The organism is Hymenobacter sp. BT559 (assembly GCF_016427535.1).
Classification (GTDB): Bacteria; Bacteroidota; Bacteroidia; order Cytophagales; family Hymenobacteraceae; genus Hymenobacter.
This window is the reverse complement of the sequence record NZ_JAELXV010000005.1, coordinates 215619-234767: the sequence shown is the minus strand read 5'-3', so window position 1 is coordinate 234767 and position 19149 is coordinate 215619. Positions and strand designations below refer to the sequence as shown.

Below are 19149 nucleotides of genomic sequence, written 5' to 3'. Positions count from 1 at the left end.
TCCCCTCTCTCGGAGGGGAGGGGTCTTACGAGCAACGAGCAACACACTACTAAAGAACCGTCCTAGGTAGGTTACTGCGCCTCGCTCAGGCCCTGTGCCCGCCACCAGGGCTGCTGGGGCAGCGGGGCGCCCAGCACCACGGGTTGCCCCAGCAGTGGGGTAGCCAGTGGTAGGTTTTGACGGGCCGCGGCCGCACTGGCCCGCTCCACCGATTCGTTCCAAGGATGGTGGGCCTCCGTAAACGCACCCCAATGCACGGGCAGCATGGTGCGCGCACGCACATCAAGCGCCGCCTGCACCGACTGCTCGGGCTGCATATGGATTTGAGGCCACGCCCGGTCGTACTGGCCACATTCCATCAGGGCAAGGTCGAAGGGGCCGTACTGCTGGCCAATGTTCTTGAAGTGGGGGCCGTAGCCACCGTCGCCGCTGTAGAACAGGCGGTGCCGTGGTGTCTTCAGCACCCACGACGACCAGAAGGTGCTATTGCGATTGGTGAGGCCGCGCCCCGAAAAATGCTGTGTTTGCGAGCTGATAATCGTCAGGCCGGGCAGGTTTACCGAGTCGCCCCAGGTCATTTCGCGAATGCGGCTTTCGGCCACGCCCCAGCGGCGCAGGTGCACACCCACGCCCAGCGGCACGTAGAAGCGGCCGACTTTATCCTTGATTTTGAGCACCGTCTGGTAGTCGAGGTGGTCATAGTGGTCGTGCGAAATCAGCACTGCATCGATGGCCGGCAACTGCTCAGGATAAATAGCCAGCTCCTGGTTGTACCGTTTAGGCGTCACGAGGGCCAGCGGCCCCATCTTCACGCTCAGCATGGGGTCGAGCAGCATTTTTTTACCGCCTATTTCAACCAAGCTAGCCGAGTGGCCGAACCACGTCACGCGCACTTGGTCGGCCGGGAGCTGAGTTATCGTCAGCGAGTCGAGCCGCTGCATGGGGAGCGGCGCGGCCGGGTTTTGATTGGGCGTGTGCTCGAACAGCATGCGCCGGAATGCCGAAAACATACTGCCCGCCATCACGGTAGTGGGCGGCGAGTTGACAAACTTGCCCTCTTCCAAGTGCCCCGTGCGGTGGTAGTCCTGCCGCTGCTTGGCAGTGGGCGCGCTGCCTAGCTGTGGGCTGCATGATAGAAAGGTGGTGACAGCCAGCACCAGCAGCAAGAGTAGCCCGCCAAGTCTCAGGGTTAACTTTTTTAGAAAAAAGTGCATGAGGAAAGCTGCTAGAAAAATTTAGAAACCTGTGTTTGGTCATGCAGCGTGCAACGAAGCAGCTCGTGTAGCGCAGAGGTTTTTATCGCAAGCAGAAGCTAATACGCACCTGCGCTTTGCATGACGAATACTTCGCATTATTTCTCCTCTATAATCTGCACGCCCCAGGGTGCTAGCGCAAGCGCCTGGCCTTTGGCCACGGTGGTGCCTGCCAGTAGCTCCTTGCCCGCGCCGTGCGGGTAGCGCACCGAAGCCGGCATACCCGAATAATTGAAGTAATAGTGCACGGGTTTCTGCCGTTGATTAAGGCCAGTTTTAGTAATCAATGGGAACTGTGTCTCCTGGTCTAGGCCCCACAGGCCGGCCTTACGCACAGCATTGGTTACGAGCTTCTCAACCACGGCATCGGTGGTGTGGCAGCCCACGTACGTGGCCAGGCCCTTGCCGTAGTGGTTTTCGGTGATGGCGGCGTACTTGCCCCACACTGGGTGGTCGTAGTGAGCCAGCACCTGGGCCGTGGTGGGCGTGAGTAGCTCCATCCAAGTGGTGACCTGGTTATCGGTCGGTTTTGCCTGGTACGCTTCGCCTTGCAGCCCCACCTTGTCGGGGGGCGTAAACTGGTCGTAGGTCACGCCGCATACCTTGCTGAGGCCGCCTGGCTGGGGCGTGGTACGTACTTGCACGTTCTCGTCCGAAAAGCCACTGCGGTAGGTCACGAGCAGGTGGCCGCCCTGCTGCACATAAGCATCTAGGCGCTGCAAAAGGCTAGCGGGCGCCGCGTACAACATCGGCACGATAAGTAGCGAGTACTTATTTAGGTCAGGGCTACTGGGGTCTACCATATCGCAGCCCACATTGTGGCGGTAGAGTGGGTCGTAAAACGAGCGCAGCACGCCATTGTAGTCGAGTCCGTTATTAAACCAGCCCTCGGCCGTCAGCGCCTCGTTGCTGAACAGGATGGCGACCTTGTTAGTCTTGTTGAGGTTGAGCAACTGCGGGGTAAGGCGCTGAAAATCGCGCCCAATGGTCTTTGTCTCTTCGTAAATGGTATTGGGCTGTAAGTCGTGGCTGAGCACACCCTTCCAATAGGTTTCGGCCGAGTTGTGGATGCTGCTCCAGTGCCAGTACTCTACCAGGTTGGCGCCCGAGGCTAGGTGGCTAAACGCTTGCAAGCGTAGCTGCCCCGGGTAGGGTAGCCACTGCGGAAAACCCTGGGCCTCGGTTTCGAGCACGAAGTAATTCTGGCCACCTTTCATGCCGCGGGTCACGTCGCCGCCAAAGGAAATTTCGGTGCCCGTGAGCTGGTCTTGGCTCGGGTGGTAAATGTCTATGCCTGCCACATCGAGTGCCTTGGCGGCGGCAAAGTGGTCCACATCGGGTTGAATGCCGAAGGAGTGGCCCCGCCAACCTAGGTCAAAGTTTTGGGTGATGAATTGGGTTGGCTTTTTGTACTCGCGCACCAGCCCGGCCTGCCAAGCCAAGTAGTCGGTTACAAGTTGACGCTGAAACCGGCTGAATTCGCTACCTAGGCTGGCATTGATGGTGCCCACCATCGATGGAAAGTCCTCCCACGAATTGATGCGGTTGCTCCAATAGTCGAGCCCATAGGCCTTATTCAGCGCATCCAACGACGAAAACTTCTGCCGCATGTACTGCACAAAAAGCTTCTGTACCGCCGGCCCGGCCGTGCCGTAGGCCTTGGTCTCGTTATCAACCTGGTACCCGATAATGGCCGGATGGTTCTTGACATGCCCTAGCAAGGCCCGAATTACCGCCTCGGCGTGGCGCCGAAAGTCGGGGTTGCTGATATCCATGTTCTGGCGTGGGCCATATTGGTTGGGCCCTCGGTTGGTAGTCGCCAGCACCTCGGGGTACTTGCGCACCAGCCACGTCGGCACCGCGTAGGTCGGCGTGCCGATGATAACCCGAATACCCGCTTTGTGCATAGCATCGAGCACCCGGTCTACGTGCGAGAAATCAAATTTACCCTCCTGCGGCTCTAGGGTGCTCCACGTCGATTCGGCAATGCGCACCACGTTGATGCCCGCCGCCTTCATCATAGCCACGTCCTTATCTAGCCGGTCATAAGGCATGTACTCGTCGTAGTAGGCCACGCCATAAAGCAGTTTGTCCTGCTTAGGAGCTTGAGCTTGGGATACGGCGCAGGTAAGGGGCAACGCCAGAAGCAGAGAAGCAAGGAAAGTTTTAACCAAGACAGTAAAGGATTAGCAGCGCTGGATGGGTGAAAGCAGCAAAATCACTTGCATTCTTCCAGCGTAGGTGGATAAGCTCGTAATATTACACAAACGATTGTGCATTTTAGCTATTAAGAAATGAAAAGCCAAATACCACTATCATGCATACTGTAACTTACAACCTAGGGTCCACCGCCTCGCTTTCCAGCGCCAACACGCCAAACACGCACTGATGCACCCGGCGCAGCGGCTGCCCCGCCACGAACCTTTCTAAGCCTTCCACACCGAGGGCGAACTCGCGCAGGGCAAGGTTGCGCTTGGTTTTCACGTTGCGCTGGCGCAGGCGCTCCAGGTTGCCGGGTAGCAGGTAGTCGGGGCCGTAGATGATGCGCAGGTACTCGCGGCCCCGGCACTTGAGGGCGGGCTGGAGGAGGCTGCGGGCATTGAGCGGAATGAAGTCGTAGGGCTTCACCACCATGCCTTCGCCGCCGGCCGCGGTGAGGTCGGTCCACCACTGAATGGCGCTTTCGACCTCGCTGGGGTCACCTAGGGGCACCACGCGGTAGGGCGTGGCCCGCAGCAGGCCAGGGTCGGCGAGGGCGAGGGTGCGCAGGGTTTCCATGTGCCAGGCGTGGTCGCGGTCGAAGTAGGTTTTGCCTTCGGTGGCGAGCAGATGGAAGGGCGCCAGCTTGAGGTCGTCGAGCGAGTGCACGGGCCAGCAGTAGCGGCGGTAAGCGTCGGCGTAGTCGGCGGCGGCTTGGCGGCGGGCTGTTGTGCGGGCTAGTAGCGCCTCGGCGCCTTCTAGGTCGCGGGCGGCGGCTTCGGCCAGCACGGCTTCGACCTGGGGCAGGGCGGCGGTGGCAGCGGCGGCCACGGCGGCGTACTGGTTTTTCACCAGCTCCTGGGCCTTGGCCGACCACGGCAGCAACTCAGCATCGAGGCACACCCAGTCGGTGCTGAATTTGTCCCAGAAGCCGGCCGTGGTTAGGGCGTCGCGCAGGCGGGCCAGGAAGGCGGTTTCTAGGTTTTTGTCGGTGAAGAAGTTGCGGCCGGTGCGGGTGTAGCACTTGCCAATGCCCTCGCCGGTCAGCCCCAGGCGGCGCTGGATAGCGGCCTCGTCCTTGCCCAGCACCACAACCACGCGGCTGCCCATGTGCTTTTCTTCGCACACCACGCGCTCCACGCCCAGCTTTTGGTAGTAGGCGAAGGCTTCGGCAGGGTGCTCGAGTAGGTCGGGCAACTCCGAGGTTTCGGTGGGCGACATGGTGGGCGGCAGGTACAACAGCCACTTGGGGTGCAGCGCAAAGCGCGACATGACCTCTAGGGCAGCCACTGCGTTTTCTTCGCGCACGGTCACGCCGCGCAGCAAGCGGGTTTCGATAAACTGCTTGCCCGTGACGTCCCGAATGTCGAGCACGTCGTCTTGCTGGTGCTGGGCGCTGAGGTCACCTTCGGCGGCTGCGCCGGCCGCCGCGAGCTGGGCGGCGCGGTAGTTGAGCGGGCGCGCCGGCTCGCAGTATACGCGGGCGGCGGGTACGGCCACTAGCTCGCGCTCGGGGTAGCGCAGGGCCGTGAGGCGGCCGCCAAACACGCAGCCCGTGTCAATGTCAATGGTGTTGTTGAGCCACTCGGCGTCGGGCACGGGCGTGTGGCCAAATACCACCATCGCCCGGCCGCGGTACTCGCGGGCCCACTCGTAGCGGATGGGCAAGCCAAACTCGTCGATTTCGCCGGTCGATTCGCCAAACAGCGCGAAGGCCCGCACGGCGCCCGAGCCGCGGCCCTGCATCTCCTCGGTGAGGCCGGCGTGGGCCACCACCAGCTTGCCGCCGTCGAGCACGTAGTGGCTCACCAGCCCATCCAGAAACTGCCGCACCTGCCCCTTGAAGCTGTCCGACTCGCTTTCGAGCTGGGCCAGCGTTTCGGCCAGGCCGTGGTTAGCGGTCACCTTCTTGCCGTTGAGGTGGCGCAGCAGCTTGATGTCGTGGTTACCGGGCACGCACAGCGCCGCGCCGCTGCGTACCATGCTCATTGCCAGGCGTAACACCTGCGGCGAGGCAGGTCCGCGGTCCACCAAGTCACCTAGGAAAATGGCCCGCCGCCCGGCCGGCGGCGTCACCCGGATGCCGAGGTCGCGCACGTCGGCTACCGGCTCGGCCTCGACTTGGTAGCCTAGGTCGCCCAGCAGCGCCAGCAGTTCGTCGTAGCAGCCGTGCACGTCGCCGATGATGTCGAACGGCCCCGTTTCCTCCTTGCGGTTGTTGTAGAGCCGGTCGCGCAAGATGCCCTGCACGGCGTCTACTTCCTCCACCCCGCGCAGGTGAAAAATGTGCCGGAAGCCCTCGTCGCGCAGGTTGCGCAGGCTGCGGCGCAGGTCTTGGCGGTGGCGCGCTATCACGTGCGGGCCCATGCCGCGGCGCTCGGGCCGGTGGGCGTTGCGCTCGTGGGCCACGGCATCGGGCACGTCGAGCACGATGGCCACCGGCAGCACGTGGTACTGCCGGGCTAGGGCCACCAGCGGCTTGCGGCTCTCGGCCTGCACGTTGGTGGCATCGACCACGGTGAGCAGCCCGCGCTTCAGGCGCTTGGCCACTAGGTAGTGCAGCAGCTCAAAGGCGTCGCCGCTCGCCGATTGGTCGTTCTCATCGTCGGCTACCAGCCCCCGGCACACGTCCGACGACACTATCTCGGTGGGCTTAAACAAGCGCCGGGCAAACGTAGACTTGCCCGCCCCCGAGCTGCCAAGGAGCAGAATAAGGGAGAGTTCGGGAAGCTTGAGGGTATCTTGGGGCATTGGAAACAGGAAGAATATTTTTTGGGATAGCGCAAACTTGATAGAGCGCTTCTTTAAATGATAGACTCAATTCAGTCTGACAGTAATTATAAACTAAATAGAATTAATCATGGGCCAGTTCTATGTTGATGATAGTGTGCACAATGAAGCAGGATTTATTATCGGAGCATGTGTATATACTGAAACCGATTTAACTGTTGAAATAAATAATATTATTAAAAAACACGGTTACGATGAAACCGTGTTTGAGCATAAAAGCGGTGCGTCTTATTCAAAAGACTTAAATAAGATGAAAGTCAGAGATGACCTTAAAGCACTTCTTATTCATCAATGTAAACTTGGAATAGTTGTTATCCCTAGCGATAGGAGAGAAGAACTTGGGTTTGAATGCATCAAAGGCATAAAAGCATTCATTCACTATAATAATCTTGAGGGTGCAAATGATATCTACTTCGACCAAGGTCATTTTACCTCTATTCAAAAAGCTAGTGCAGCTATCGAAGCTGAGAATTTTGCTAATAGCGATTTTATTTTAGAGCAAGATTCTAAGGTTATCAAAGGAATACAGCTTGCGGATTTAGCTGCTCATATAGCATCTATACATTTCAAGTCTACATTAGGCCTTGTAACCAAAATGGTAAAAGCCGGTGAGAACTCAGGATATGACCCTGATTCAGACATGGAACTTGGTTTTGAAATGTGGGCGAATCTGCGGTATACTTTTTTCAATGAAGGCTCTACAGAGTATACAGGAGACCCACTAGGAGATTCAATGGTAAGAGTTGAACCTTTTGGTCTATATGTATCAGAATTATGTTCGGGTAAACTACAAGACGAGGCAAGACAAGCATTTGCTTCAGTTTACCTAGGGTGCATTCATTAAATATTTTCGTTTTTAAACACCGCCATCTGCGAGGGCGCGCATACGCCCTCTACTTCCTCGCCCATGGCCACGACGCTCACCTGATACCCGTGGCGCTCGGCCACGCCGGTGGCCCAGGCCGCAAACTCGGTGCGGGTCCACTCGAAGCGGTGGTCGTCGTGGCGGAAGTCGCCCGCGTTGAGCTTCTCGAAGAGTTGGTTTTAGTCGGCATTGGGCGCGGTGACGAGGAGGGTGGAGCGGCGCTCGGTTGGTTAGCTGCTGCCACTGGGGCGTAGCGCCATCATCTTGCTCCAGAGCACGGTTTCGTCGAAGGGCTTCGATATGCAGTCATTCATGCCAGCAGCTAGGTAGGCCTGCATATCCGACTGGTAGGCGCTGGCGGTAAGGGCTAAAATGGCCGTTTGGGCCCGCTGGGCGTCGGCGTGCCGGCGCATGTACTGCGTGATGTCTACCCCGGTCATGTCCGGCAGCTGAATATCCATCAGCACGATGTCGTAGCGGTGTTGCTCGAAGAGAGCGATTGCCGCTTCGCCGTCGGGGGCTTCATCGACCTCGGCGCCCCAGTCCTGCACCAGGCAGCTCGCAATAATCCGGTTGATGTCGTTGTCTTCGACTAGCAGAATGCGCAGGCCAGCGAGGCTGCCTTCCTGGGTTTGCAGGGGCACTTCGCTCACGGGAGGCTCGGCCTCGGGCAGCGCCAGCACGAAGCTAAACGTGCTGCCCTGGCCAAGCTTGGACTCGACCGTGAGTTGCCCGCCGAGTTGCGCCACCAGGGTCCGGCTGATGTGGAGGCCTAGCCCGGTGCCGCCAAACTGCCGGGTGGTGCCGGCCGAAGCCTGGCTGAAGCTCTCAAAAATGTGCTCCAGCTTATCGGCCGGAATGCCGATGCCGGTGTCGCTCACCCGGAATTCGACCGTGAAGGAACCCGCCGCCTGGGCCAGCCGGCTGATGCGTAGCGTCACGCCGCCGGCGTGCGTAAACTTGAGGGCGTTGGAAAGTAGGTTGAGGAGAATCTGATTGAGGCGAAAGGGGTCGCCCAGCACCCAGGCGTGGCCCACATCCAGCCACTTGGTCTCAAAAGCCAGCGCGCTGTGCCGGGCCTGCTCGGCCAGGGGCGCCACGGCCCGCGTCACCGACTCGACCAAGTCAAACGAAATACGCTCCAGTTCCAGCTTGCCCGAGGTGATTTTGGCCACGTCGAGCACGTCGTTGATAACGCTCAGCAGGTGCTGCCCCGACGAATGAATGATGCCCACCTGCTCGCGCTGCTCGCGCGTGAGGGGCGTTTTGGCCAGCAGCGCCGCCATACCCAATACTCCGTTTAAGGGCGTGCGGATTTCGTGGCTCATCGTGGCCAGGAAGGTGGTGCGAGCCGAGGCCGCCATTTCGGCCACCTCGCGGGCCTCTTGCATCTGCTGCTCAGCCAGCACCCGGTCGGTAATCTCCAGGCCGTAGCCAAGCACAAACTTGAGCTGGCCGCTGGCCTCGTGCACGGGCATGAAGTGGCGCAGGTAATAGCGCTTGCTGCCGTCGGGCTGGAGCAGCTCCTCTTCCCAGGCCACTTGGCATCGCTCGGCCACGGCCCGCTCGAAGTGGGTGCGCCGAACCACGGCCCGCTCGGGGTTGAAGCCGCGGTAGGCGCAGTACTCAAAGTCGTTCTTGCCGATAATCCAGTTCCGGATTTCGGGGCTGCGAATGGCATGCGGGTTTATAAAGCGGTAGCGGTGCGCCACGTCGAATACGGCGACATCGACGGGTAGCTCAACTAATATGCTGTGGTAAAAGAGCCGCTGCTCGGCTTCGGCCGCCGCCACCGTCTGTTGCCGGGCCAGTTGCTGCTCCAGCTCAACGATGCGCGCGTGGGCTTCGGCTAGGGTTGCGGGCAAGGGGATGGAAGAGGTCGGGTTCATAGCAGAAAAAGGGCCCACGAAGTTGGTCATTTTTCCGTTAAAAGCAGTAATGCCCGTGTCAAAGAGGCCGGCCCGGCCTAGGGCGCGCGTAGCAGTTCGCGCCACTTTACTATACCTCAGTAACCTAGGAAGATACCTTGGGCCCTGCTTCTGAAGGTGAGAGGCAATGGCGTTGCTGAAAAAGCGGCTTCCCGGCTACCAACAGCTGCAAAAGCTCGGCGGCCCCTTGCAGTAGGGACTTCTATAAACCTATCTGTCCTGGCGAGTGCCACGCAGTAATCACACCCGAATAGCTCGTCTGGACACGATTGCGGCGCAGCGCTCGCCAGGACAACCACTTTTTGCGCACTCTCTACTTACGCAGGAAGAGCCGGGCTATGCTAGCCCAAACACCGCCATCTGCGACGGGGCACCTACGCCCTCCACTTCGTCGCCCATGGCCACTACTCGCACTTGATACCCGTGGCGCTCGGCCACGCCGGTGGCCCAGGCCGCAAACTCAGCGCGGGTCCACTCGAAGCGGTGGTCGTCGTGGCGAAACTCACCGGCGTTGAGCTTCTCGAAAAGTTGGTTGTAGTCGGCATTGGGCGTGGTGACAAAGACATGCGCCGGGCGCGCCTGGGCAAACACCACGGCTTCGAGGGCGGCGAGGCGGTTTTCGTCGAGGTGCTCGATTACCTCCACCAGCGCTGCCGCGTCGAAGCCAGCTAGGCGCTCGTCGCGGTACAGCAGCGACCCCTGAATCAGCTCGATGCGGGCGCGTTGGCGGGGCGAAAGCTCATCGAGATGCAGGCGTTGGGCGGCCCGGCTCAGCGCCTGGTGCGACACATCCATGCCGCGGATAAATTCGATTTTGGGCTGGCGCAGCAACAGGCGCAGGAGTTTGCCTTCGCCGCACCCTAGGTCGAGCACGCGCTTGGGGGCGAGCTGATAGATTTCGTGGGCTACTTGCTGGAGGCGCTGGTCGTGCAGCGAGAGCCTAGGCTGCTGTACCGTGGACTCTGTGAGTCCGCGCGTTGCCTCGTCTGGTAATACCGCCTGCGGGCTGACCGTCTCTGTAGATTCCTGTTCTGACCCTTCCACTCGCGGACTCGCAGAGTCCACGGTACTTACCTCTGGTTCGGGTAGTTCTTCCTCAGTGCCTTCTAGCAGCCGGGCCAGTGTGGGGTTCACCATAGCAGCTAGGTAGCGTAAGTAGCGCCGCGTGATGAAGCCACGCTCGGGGTGCTGGGGCAGCCAGGTGCCGCCGCGGTGCAGCAGCTTTTCGGCCTCCTGCTGGTCGATGTAGTAGTGCTTGTCGTTGTCGAGCACTGGCAGCAGCACGTAGAGGTGCGTGAGCACGTCTTGCAGGCGCAGACCGTCGTGGCGCAGGCGCAGCGTGTAATAGGAGCTGTTGCCCCACTCGGGCTGGGTGGGGTCGAGGGACGAGGTTTCGGTCTCGACCGTGTAGCCTAGGGGCTCGAACAGGCGGCGCGGCCAATCGGGGCCGGGCGCCGACACCACGGCCACCGTGATGGCCAGCGGCAACGCCTCGGCGGGTAGGGCGGGGCGGTCTTTGCAGGTGCCGTTCATGGCCGTGCCAAAGGCTTTGCTCAGCGCCACGCTCAAAAACGACGAGGCTACGTAAGGCCGGTCGTTCACATACTGCTCTAGGGCGAAGCCTTCGCCATTGCCGCGCCCGCGCACCAGGCCCACCGGGTCGAGGTCGAGCAGCAGGGCGGCTGTGCAGCGCTCGGCGGTGGCTTCGGGGTAGAAGACGTGCGCCTGGCCGCCCGTGATTTCCAGGCTTTGCAGGCGGGCGGGATTCTTGTGCAGCAGGTAGCCGAGGTCAGTAGCCGGCTGGTAGGTGGTCGTAATCGTGAGCAGCATAAGGTAGGGGATGAACCAGCGAGAAGCCGAATGTAGCGCTAGTGCATTGCTCGTCACTCGTGTTACCCTACCCCCGGCCCCTCCCCTCCGGGAGAGGGGAGCCTGTCGTCAATTAATAATAGGCAATTGCCAGGCTGCCCATTGCTTAGTATAAATCGCACTTTCCACGTTGGGCTCCCCTCTCCCGGAGGGGAGGAGCCGGGGGTGGGGTAACACGAGTGACGAGCAACAAACCCCCAGTTAATCTACTTAGTGCGCCGCTAACTGGCCAGCGCCTTAAGCAGCTTATCCGGTGTGAGGGGTAGCGAGCGCAAGCGCTGGCCAGTGGCGTGAAATACGGCATTGGTGATAGCCGCGGGCGTGCCTACACAACCGATTTCGCCGATACCGCGGGCTCCTTGCACACTAATGTGCGGGTCGGGAATATTGAGCGCTTCCACGATGATATCGGGCGTATCGGCCATGCTGGGCACGTGATAGTCGGCGAGGTTGCGCACCACGGCGCGGCCGTTGCGGTCGTCGTAGTGTGTGGCTTCCATGAGCGTGGCACCTAGGCCCATGCTCATGCCGCCGATAAACTGCGAACGGGCCGTTTGGGGGTTCATCAGGCGGCCCACGTCATAAACGGCGCATAGCTGCGCCACCCGCACGGAGCCGCTGGCCTCATCCACGCGCACCTTGGCAAACACCGCCCCAAATGAATAGAACGAGAACTGCTCGCGCTCGTCGCCTGGCTTGGTCGTGCTTTCGGCGCTGATGGAAGGCCGCTTGGCACGCTTCAAAATAGCTTCGTAGGTTTCGCCTTGGGTCGCGTTGGCTTTGCGTACCAAGCGGCCATCGCGGGCCTCAATGGCATCTTCGGTCGCGCCGAAAAGTGGCGACTTCTTATCAAGAATGGCTACCTTCTTGAGGGCACTGAGGACCGCCTGGCTGGCGGCCGTAGCAGCTGGCCCAATGGTGGCCGTGGTGGCCGAGCCGCCCGTAGTGGGCGCCTTAGGTAGGGCCGAGTCGCCGAGCTCAAAATGCACGCGGTCGAGGGGCAGGGCTAGCGCATCGGCGCTAACCTGGCGGAAGATGGTGTAGGCGCCGTTGCCCAGTTCGTGGGTGGCGCTTTGCACCAGGGCGCGGCCATCGGCGAAGATGGTAGCGCGGGCCGAGGCTTCGCGGCGGGCGGCCGGGTACATGGTGGTAGCCACGCCGTAGCCGATGAGGCTGTTGCCCTCGCGCATCGAGCGGGGCTTGGGGTTGCGGGCGGCCCAGCCGATAAGCTCCTGGCCGCGGGCGTAGCACTCGCGCAGGTGCTTGCTGCTAAAGGGCTTGCCAGTTTCAGGGTTTTTGTCGGCGTAGTTGCGCAGGCGTAATTCTACCGGGTCGAGGTTGAGTTCGGTGGCTAGCTCGTCGATGGCGCACTCCAGGGCCCAGCCGCCCACGGTTTCGCCGGGGCCGCGCATGGGGCAGGGCGAGGGCAGGTTGAGGTGCGACAGGTGGTGCGCAAAGCCTAGGTTGGGTACGGCGTACATCATGCGCGAGACCCGGGCGCAGGGCTCCACGTAGCCGCTCACCATCGAGGTTTGGGCCTGCGTATCGTGTTGCAGGGAAGTTAGCTTGCCGTCGCGAGTGGCACCTAGGGACAAGGTTTGCCGGGTCGCGCCGCGTTGGCCCGCCGTGCTGAACATGTCCTGCCGGCGCAGTTCTATCTTGACCGGGCGGCCTGCCACGCGGGCGGCCATCGCGGTCAGCAGCGCCGGGGCATACAGCCAGCCTTTGGACCCAAACGCTCCGCCAATAAATGGGCAGATAATGTGCACATTATCCTTAGGTAAATTCAGCGAAGCGGCAATGACTTCCTGCAACGTGTCAACGCCGCGGGTGGTGTCATACATCGTCAGGTAGTCGGCGCCGTTGCGCTTTTCCCAACGCGCAATGGTCGCGAGCTGTTCAATGGGATTGTGGTGCGTGATGGCCGATTCATACACCCGCTCTAGCTTCACTGGTGCGGCGGCCAGGGCGGCCCTAGGGTCGCCAACGGTCACTTGCAAGGGTTCCTCCTTGCTGCCGGTGAAGGCCTCGGGTAGCGTTTGGCGGCTGGCGGTGGCGCGGTCTAGCTCGGGCGCGGCTTCGTCGTAGGTGATGTGCACCAGCGAGGCGGCGTAGCGGGCGTGCTCGTGGGTATCGGCGACCACCACGGCCAGCGGCTGGCCGGCGTAGGCAATGGTCGCATCCTGCAACGGCTGGAGCGTTTCGGTGATACCGCCCTCACCCCGAAACAGCGTGCCGCCCACCTTTTCGGGCATGGGTTGCAGGCGCGGGGCATTGAGGTAAGTGAGCACCGCCAGCACGCCGGGGGCTTGCTGCGCGGCTTTGATATCAAGCGCGCGCACCTTGCCGTGGGCAATGGCACTCGTGGCGAGCGCGCCGTAGGCGAGGCCCGGTAGGTCCCACTCGGCGGTGTAGCGCGCGCCGCCCATCACTTTGAGGCGGCCATCTACGCGGTCGAGCGGTTGCCCGGTAGCTTCGGTTAGCATAAGAATAAGTCTAATTAATTGGGAGTGGCTACCTGGCCAGCCATGCCGCCTACGCTGGCCGCGAAGGCCGTGCCGGCTGGGCCCTGCAAGGGCTGCAAGCCACTGGTTTCGAGTAGAGCGCGCACCAGCAGATTGCGGCCCATGGGTATTTTGTAGGCGTTGTGCTCTAGCGGCTTGGCGTCGGCAAAGGCGGCCGCCGCTGCAGCTTGAAACAACTTTTCGGTGGGCTGCTGGCCCGCGAGCAGCGTCTCGGCCGGCGTGGCGCGCCAGGGCTTGTGAGCCACCCCACCTAGGGCAATGCGGGCGCGCTTAATCTTGGCGCCGTCCATTTCCAGCGCCACGGCGCACGAGGCGAGGGCGTAGGCGTAGGAGGCGCGCTCGCGCACCTTGAGGTAGTGCGAGCGGCCCGCGAAGGCGGGTAGGTCGATGCTGGTAATCAGCTCACCGTGTTCCAATATGGTGTCGAGGTGCGGGGTAGTGCCGGGCAGCCGGTGCAGGTCAGGAAAGGCGATGGTGCGATTGCCGCGGGGGCCGGTGGTTTGCACGCGAGCATCGAGGGCGGACAGGGCCACGGCGAGGTCGCTGGGGTGAGTGGCCACGCAGGCTGCCGAGGCCCCAAACAGCGCGTGCACGTGGTTGTAGCCGCCAATGGCCGCGCAGCCGCTGCCCGGCGTGCGCTTGTTGCAGGGCTGGTCTAGGTCGCGGAAATAGGGGCAGCGAGTGCGTTGCAAGGGGTTGCCGGCCATGGTAGCCATATTGCGAATCTGCACGGAGGCTCCTGCCAGCAGCGCTTCGCTCACGGCCGGATAGCGAGCCTGGATGGCAGGGTAGTACGCTGCCTCGGTATTGGTGGCGTTGGCGCCGATGCGCACGCCTCCTTCAAAGTCATTAATCTGGCGCAGCGGCAGGCCCGCCACATCTACCAGCAGACTGTGCTGGTGCACGCCTTCTTTCAGTAAATCGACCTGCGACGTGCCGCCGGCGATAAACGCGGCGTCAGAGTCTTTAGCTACGATAGCCACAGCTTGGCTACCGCTTTCGGAGCGCTGGTATTGGAATGGATGCATAGGTAGGAGGAGCTAGGACGGCTAGCCGCGTTGAGCCTCCTGAATGGCGGCGATGATGTTGGGATAAGCGGCGCAGCGGCACAGATTGCCGCTCATGGCCTCGCGGATTTCGACGGCCGAGCCGTGGCGTGTGTGCTGGTCGGCGAGCAGCGCGGTGGCCGACATAATCTGGCCCGGCGTGCAGTAGCCGCACTGGAACGCGTCGTGTTTGATAAACGCGGCCTGCACGGGGTGCAGTGTGTCGCCCTTCGCCAAGCCCTCGATAGTAGTGATGGCCTTGCCCTGCGCCATCACGGCCAGCGTGAGGCACGAGAGGGCACTGTGGCCGTCTAGGTGCACAGTGCAGGCGCCGCACTGACCGTGGTCGCAACCCTTTTTGGTGCCCGTCAGGTGTAGGTTTTCGCGTAGCGCATCGAGCAGCGCCGTGCGCGGGTCGAGCTGTAGGTGGTGGCTCTTACCGTTAATGTTTAGTTCGACGGGTAGCATAGCGGAGCGGTTGTCGGTGGGAGTGGGGCTAGGCGAAGTAGTTTCAGGAGCCGCTGCTACTACGCTGGGCAGCGCCAGCAGTGCCGCGGCGGCCAGCGTGGCCATCACGAAGGTGCGGCGCGACATGCCGCCGGTTAGTACTTCATGTCCAGTGGTTGCTAGGTTAGGGGCTACCACTGGTTCGGGGCGCAACGCTTGCAGCGCCGCCAGCACCTGCCCGGGTCGTATCTCCTGGTCGGGCTCCACTACCGTTTTCCAGCGCAGCACGCCGGCTTCGTCGAGCAGCAGCAGTGCCCGCTGCCCGGCCACGCCTAGGTGGGTCGCCAGCTCGCCGTAGTAGTCGAGCGAGTGCCAGGCTTCGGGCGCGGCTTCGGCCAAAGCTTCGCCGCTACCAAACTCCTGCGACAAGCGCGCAAAAATGGCGCTTTGGTACGCCTGCGCCGGGTCCCAATCGGTGGGGGCAAAGGCTAGGATAATAGGCCGGCCGCGCCGCTCAAATAATGTAGAGCCGTCGGGCAACGGGCCGTTGGGCACCGTATCGCCAGGTTGCAGCGCGGGAACTAGATTATGCATCGTTGGAGGTAGGCTAGCGCAAAGAGTTGCGTCTAACTAATACGCAGTTTTGGACCCGTAGGGAGTCGTTGCTGGCGAAAATTCTTGTGTTCAGCGTGTAGGGATTGGCTTTTGTGGAGGTTGGTGGCCACGAGAGTGTGAGGTCGTAGGTGGCGTCAGGGGCCTTGCTCGGTATCGTTGAGTTTGGGAAAGTGGATGAACGGTCCTAACATGGGACCCCACCCCCGGCCCCTCCCCTCCGGGAGAGGGGAGCCAATCGCAAGCATACTTAAGCAAACGTGACCAATCGTGAGGCTCCCCTCTCCCGGAGGGGAGGGGCCGGGGGGGGGCCTACGAGCGCCGTGCAATAACCTAAGTCGATAGCCCTGCAGGTTACCTTTGAGGAATTGTCATGGTCGAAGAAGAGCTAGGACTGCTACTAATCATCTTCTTCGCCTCGACGCATTACGCAGTTCTTTATTCCTTCTTTGCTTTTGAAACTAGCTGCCCTTTTTAGCCTACTGCTCGCCGCGGCGGCCCCCGCCTACGCCTCGAAGGCACCCCGCGAGCTCACCTACACCGTCTCGATGGACCCCACGGCGGCCGCCCACCAGTTTCAGGTGCGGCTCGAAGTGCCCAAGCTCAGCAAAGAGCAGGGCGTGTATCAGTTTGCGGCCACCGCGCCCGGTACCTACCAGGTCATGGACATGGGCCGCTACGTGCACGACTTCGCCGCCTTCGACAGCAAGGGCAAGCCCCTAGGTAGCAAGCAGCTCAGCACCAACCAGTGGGAGCTGGCCGAGCCCGAAAAGACCCGCGAAATCCGCTACACCATTGCCGAAACCTGGGCCACGCCCGTGCCCGAGCACAACATCTACCTCATGTGCGGCTCGTCGCTGGAAGCCGACCACGCCCTCGTGAACGGCCAAACCGTGCTGGGCTACCCGCAGGGCTGGCAGGCCAAGCCGCTGCGCCTCAAGCTCAATTACCCCAAGGCCTGGCAGGTAGGCACGGTGCTGGAGGCTGATAAGGAAGGCTACTACCACGCCAAGAGCTACGACCAGGCCGTGGATTCGCCCTTCCTGCTCGGCAACCTCACCAGCACCACCACTAAGGTGGGCAATGCCGACGTGGCTCTCTACTGCTACTCGGCCAAGGGCCAGGTGCAGGCGCAGCCGCTGCTGGGCCACATGCAGAAAATGCTCGGCGCTGCCCAGGCCTTCCTAGGGGGCGACTTGCCGGTGAAGCGCTACGCCTTCCTCTACCTGTTTAGCGATAAGAGCGCCGGTGCCTGGGAGCACTCCTACAGCTCCGAATACATTATGCGGGAGGGTGCCCTGACGCCGGAGTTTGGGCAAAACGTGGTGGATATCGCCGCCCACGAGTTCTTCCACATCGTGACACCGCTCAACATCCACTCCGAAGTGGTGGAGCACTTCAACTTCGTGCAGCCCACCGGCTCGGAGCACCTCTGGCTCTACGAGGGCGTGACCGAGTGGGCCGCCCACATGATGCAGCTGCGCGGCGGCCTGGTGCCGCTGCCCGACTACCTCGACGTGCTGCACAACGAGGAGCAGACCGACCGCTTTGCCTTCGATTCTACCTACACGCTCAGCCGCCTAGGTCTCAAGTCCTTCACCGACGAAGGCCAGCGCCAGTATGGCAATATCTACATGCGCGGCGCCCTCACGGCCACCATGCTCGACCTGCGCCTGCTGGAGCTCAGCCACGGCACCCGCGGCTTGCGCGACGTGCTCTTACAGCTAGCCAAGAAATACGGCCCCGACCAACCCATCAGCGAGCAAAATTTCTTCCAGGATTTCACCGCCCTGACTTATCCTGAGATTGGCGACTTCTTCAAGCGCTACGTGCAGGGCGCCGAGCCTTTGCCCTTGCAGCAGTACCTAGGGCGCATCGGCATTCGCTATGAGGCGGCGCACCACACCGGCCGCCAGCTCGCCAGCCTGGGCGCGGTAGCCTACGACCGCCGCGAAGATGGCAGCGTGTTCATCAAGCAACCCAGCCCCGCCATGCAGGCCGCCGGCATCATGCCCGGCGACGAGCTACTGGCCGTGGGCGACGTGCCCGTAGTGGGCCCCGCCTACGCTGGCCTCAGCAAGAGCCGCATGGCCGCCCGCACGCCGGGCACTAACATAGGGCTGCGCATCCGGCGCGGCACGGCGGCTCCGAAGGAGGTGCAAGTCAAGCTAACGTCGGCCGAGGAAATTCAGCGCTACTACTTCGCGCCCGACCCCGCCGCCACGCCCGAGCAACTGGCTGCACGCACTATCTGGTTGCGTAATCTGTAGCACCACCGTATTCCCTGCTATCGGTGGGTTATTCACATTTATTAACTGATTTATCCACAATTGTATGTCTGAAGAAACCCTGCCAGCTACCAAAATGCTAACCTTCTTTTCTGAAGGCGCGAAGAAGGGCCAGAAGACGAAGCCCGTTCCCTTTACCAAAGCAGAGCTGCTCGGCTTTCCCGAGGTGAAAGAGTGGCTGGCGAAAGGCTACGTGCTCGATAGCTTTGAGAACAAGCTTTCGCCCAAAGACCCCAGCCAAGTGATTGTGCTAGTGGTGCTGACGCGGGAGTAAGTTCTACTCGGTGTAGCCACTACCTAAAACGTCTGTCCTGCTGAGCCCCGCGAAGCATCTCTACGCCTTGTCTAGAAAGACGGTAGAAATGCTTCACGGGGCTCAGCAGGACAGACGTTTTTTAGTGCGGCGCTTTCTAGTGCGGAGCACTAGAAATACGTTTTGCTCGGAAGAAGGCGTCTGCCTTGCGGTTGAACTCGTCGGCGTGCTCTTGCAAGGTGGCGTGGCCGCTGTCGGGTACTATCCAGAGCCAGGCACGGCGCAGGTGGCGGTAAATGGCCACCGTATGCTCCAGCGTTATCACGTCGCGGTCGCCGGCAATGATGAAGGCCGGCGCTGCCACCTGGCGCAACCTAGGCAGCGGAATGTTGGGCTGAAATACGTCGAGCGTGAACACCTTCCAATCATTTTTCTGCTTCGGGTCGGTTCTGATTTTGTTTTTATTCTCCTGATAGCCGCGCTGTTGCTGCGTCCACAGCGCGGGCGTGAGGGCCGTGGAATCGGGCGAGAAATTGGCACCTGTGGCCACCAGGCGCTTCACTTTCCTAGGGTGGCGCAGGGCCAGCACCACAGCATTGATGCCACCGTCGCTCCAGCCCAGCACGTAGGCCGAGTCTAGGCGTAGGCTGGTGAGCAGGGCTGCAAAGTCGTCGGCCATCATCTCGAAGCTCAGCGAGTCGCCGGGGTCTACCGAGCGGCCGTGGGCGCGGCTGTCTACCGCCAGCACCCGGTAGTGCTTGGCGAAGTAGGGGATGTTGTGCTTGAAATCCTGGATGCTGCCGCCGTTGCCGTGGATGAGCAGCAGCGGTGGCCCGGCCCCGTATTCCTCATAGTAGAGCCGCACGCCGCGCACCGTTTGGTAGTGGCCCGCGGCGGGGTTGTGGCCGTAAGGCACGGCCTGCCCCGCCGCCCGCAACGTGTGGAGTAGCAAGAAGCAAAGCAGGTATCCGAAGTAGCGCATCAGGATTGTTGGCTTGAAAGATGAGCCCTAGGTACCGCATTAGCCAGCCCGGCCGCAAAAACGCAAGGCGGGCAATAGGCCTACAGGCAAAG

General features: G+C 61.4%; 12 protein-coding genes. 3 read left to right on the top strand and 9 right to left on the bottom strand.

All coding sequences use genetic code 11. The features are described 5' to 3' along the window. Positions 1 to 71: 71 nt before the first annotated feature. From JAO77_RS17280 to JAO77_RS17270, 3 genes are all read right to left on the bottom strand, one after another. Complete coding sequence (locus tag JAO77_RS17280; RefSeq protein ID WP_198991655.1) at positions 72 to 1214, bottom strand: MBL fold metallo-hydrolase; 1143 nt, start codon at positions 1212 to 1214, stop codon at positions 72 to 74. 137 nt (positions 1215 to 1351) lie between these two features. Continuing rightward, positions 1352 to 3427, bottom strand: a complete 2076-nt coding sequence (locus tag JAO77_RS17275) for a beta-galactosidase (RefSeq protein WP_235998489.1) — start codon at positions 3425 to 3427, stop codon at positions 1352 to 1354. A 157-nt stretch (positions 3428 to 3584) separates the two neighbouring features. Beyond that, complete coding sequence (locus tag JAO77_RS17270; protein WP_198991654.1) at positions 3585 to 6203, bottom strand: polynucleotide kinase-phosphatase; 2619 nt, start codon at positions 6201 to 6203, stop codon at positions 3585 to 3587. A gap of 109 nt (positions 6204 to 6312) precedes the next feature. Here JAO77_RS17270 and JAO77_RS17265 point away from each other — a divergent pair, with 109 nt between their 5' ends. Further along, the gene (locus tag JAO77_RS17265; RefSeq protein ID WP_198991653.1) at positions 6313 to 7086 is read left to right on the top strand and encodes a DUF3800 domain-containing protein; all 774 of its coding nucleotides are present in this window, start codon (positions 6313 to 6315) and stop codon (positions 7084 to 7086) included. A gap of 251 nt (positions 7087 to 7337) precedes the next feature. On the opposite strand, the gene JAO77_RS17260 is transcribed toward JAO77_RS17265, so the two are convergent. The 5 genes from JAO77_RS17260 to JAO77_RS24580 all read right to left on the bottom strand — a co-directional run bounded on the left by JAO77_RS17260 (position 7338) and on the right by JAO77_RS24580 (position 15516). Next, positions 7338 to 8996 carry an ATP-binding protein gene (locus tag JAO77_RS17260; RefSeq protein WP_198991652.1) on the bottom strand — a complete coding sequence of 553 codons (1659 nt, stop codon included), beginning with the start codon at positions 8994 to 8996 and terminating at the stop codon, positions 7338 to 7340. A gap of 375 nt (positions 8997 to 9371) precedes the next feature. Beyond that, positions 9372 to 10865: a 3' terminal RNA ribose 2'-O-methyltransferase Hen1 gene (locus tag JAO77_RS17255; protein WP_198991651.1), complete on the bottom strand. Its 1494-nt coding sequence runs from the start codon at positions 10863 to 10865 to the stop codon at positions 9372 to 9374. 260 nt (positions 10866 to 11125) lie between these two features. Continuing rightward, on the bottom strand, positions 11126 to 13390 hold the full coding sequence (locus JAO77_RS17250; protein WP_198991650.1) for a xanthine dehydrogenase family protein molybdopterin-binding subunit: 2265 nt from the start codon (positions 13388 to 13390) through the stop codon (positions 11126 to 11128). A 14-nt stretch (positions 13391 to 13404) separates the two neighbouring features. Next, complete coding sequence (locus JAO77_RS17245; RefSeq protein ID WP_198991649.1) at positions 13405 to 14457, bottom strand: FAD binding domain-containing protein; 1053 nt, start codon at positions 14455 to 14457, stop codon at positions 13405 to 13407. Positions 14458 to 14478: 21 nt separating this feature from the next. After that, entirely contained in the window at positions 14479 to 15516 is a 1038-nt protein-coding gene (locus tag JAO77_RS24580; RefSeq protein ID WP_370550232.1) for a (2Fe-2S)-binding protein, read from the bottom strand. 473 nt (positions 15517 to 15989) lie between these two features. Between JAO77_RS24580 and JAO77_RS17235 the strand changes: the two genes are divergently transcribed. Beyond that, a complete protein-coding gene (locus JAO77_RS17235) occupies positions 15990 to 17804 on the top strand; it encodes a M61 family metallopeptidase (RefSeq protein ID WP_235998488.1) in 1815 nt (604 codons plus the stop codon). Between the two features lie 64 nt (positions 17805 to 17868). After that, positions 17869 to 18096, top strand: coding sequence for a hypothetical protein (locus tag JAO77_RS17230; protein ID WP_198991648.1), 228 nt, complete (start codon positions 17869 to 17871; stop codon positions 18094 to 18096). Between the two features lie 136 nt (positions 18097 to 18232). Here the strand turns inward: JAO77_RS17230 and JAO77_RS17225 are convergent, their stop codons facing one another. Beyond that, positions 18233 to 19057, bottom strand: a complete 825-nt coding sequence (locus JAO77_RS17225) for an alpha/beta fold hydrolase (RefSeq protein WP_198991647.1) — start codon at positions 19055 to 19057, stop codon at positions 18233 to 18235. Between the last annotated feature and the right edge of the window lie 92 nt (positions 19058 to 19149).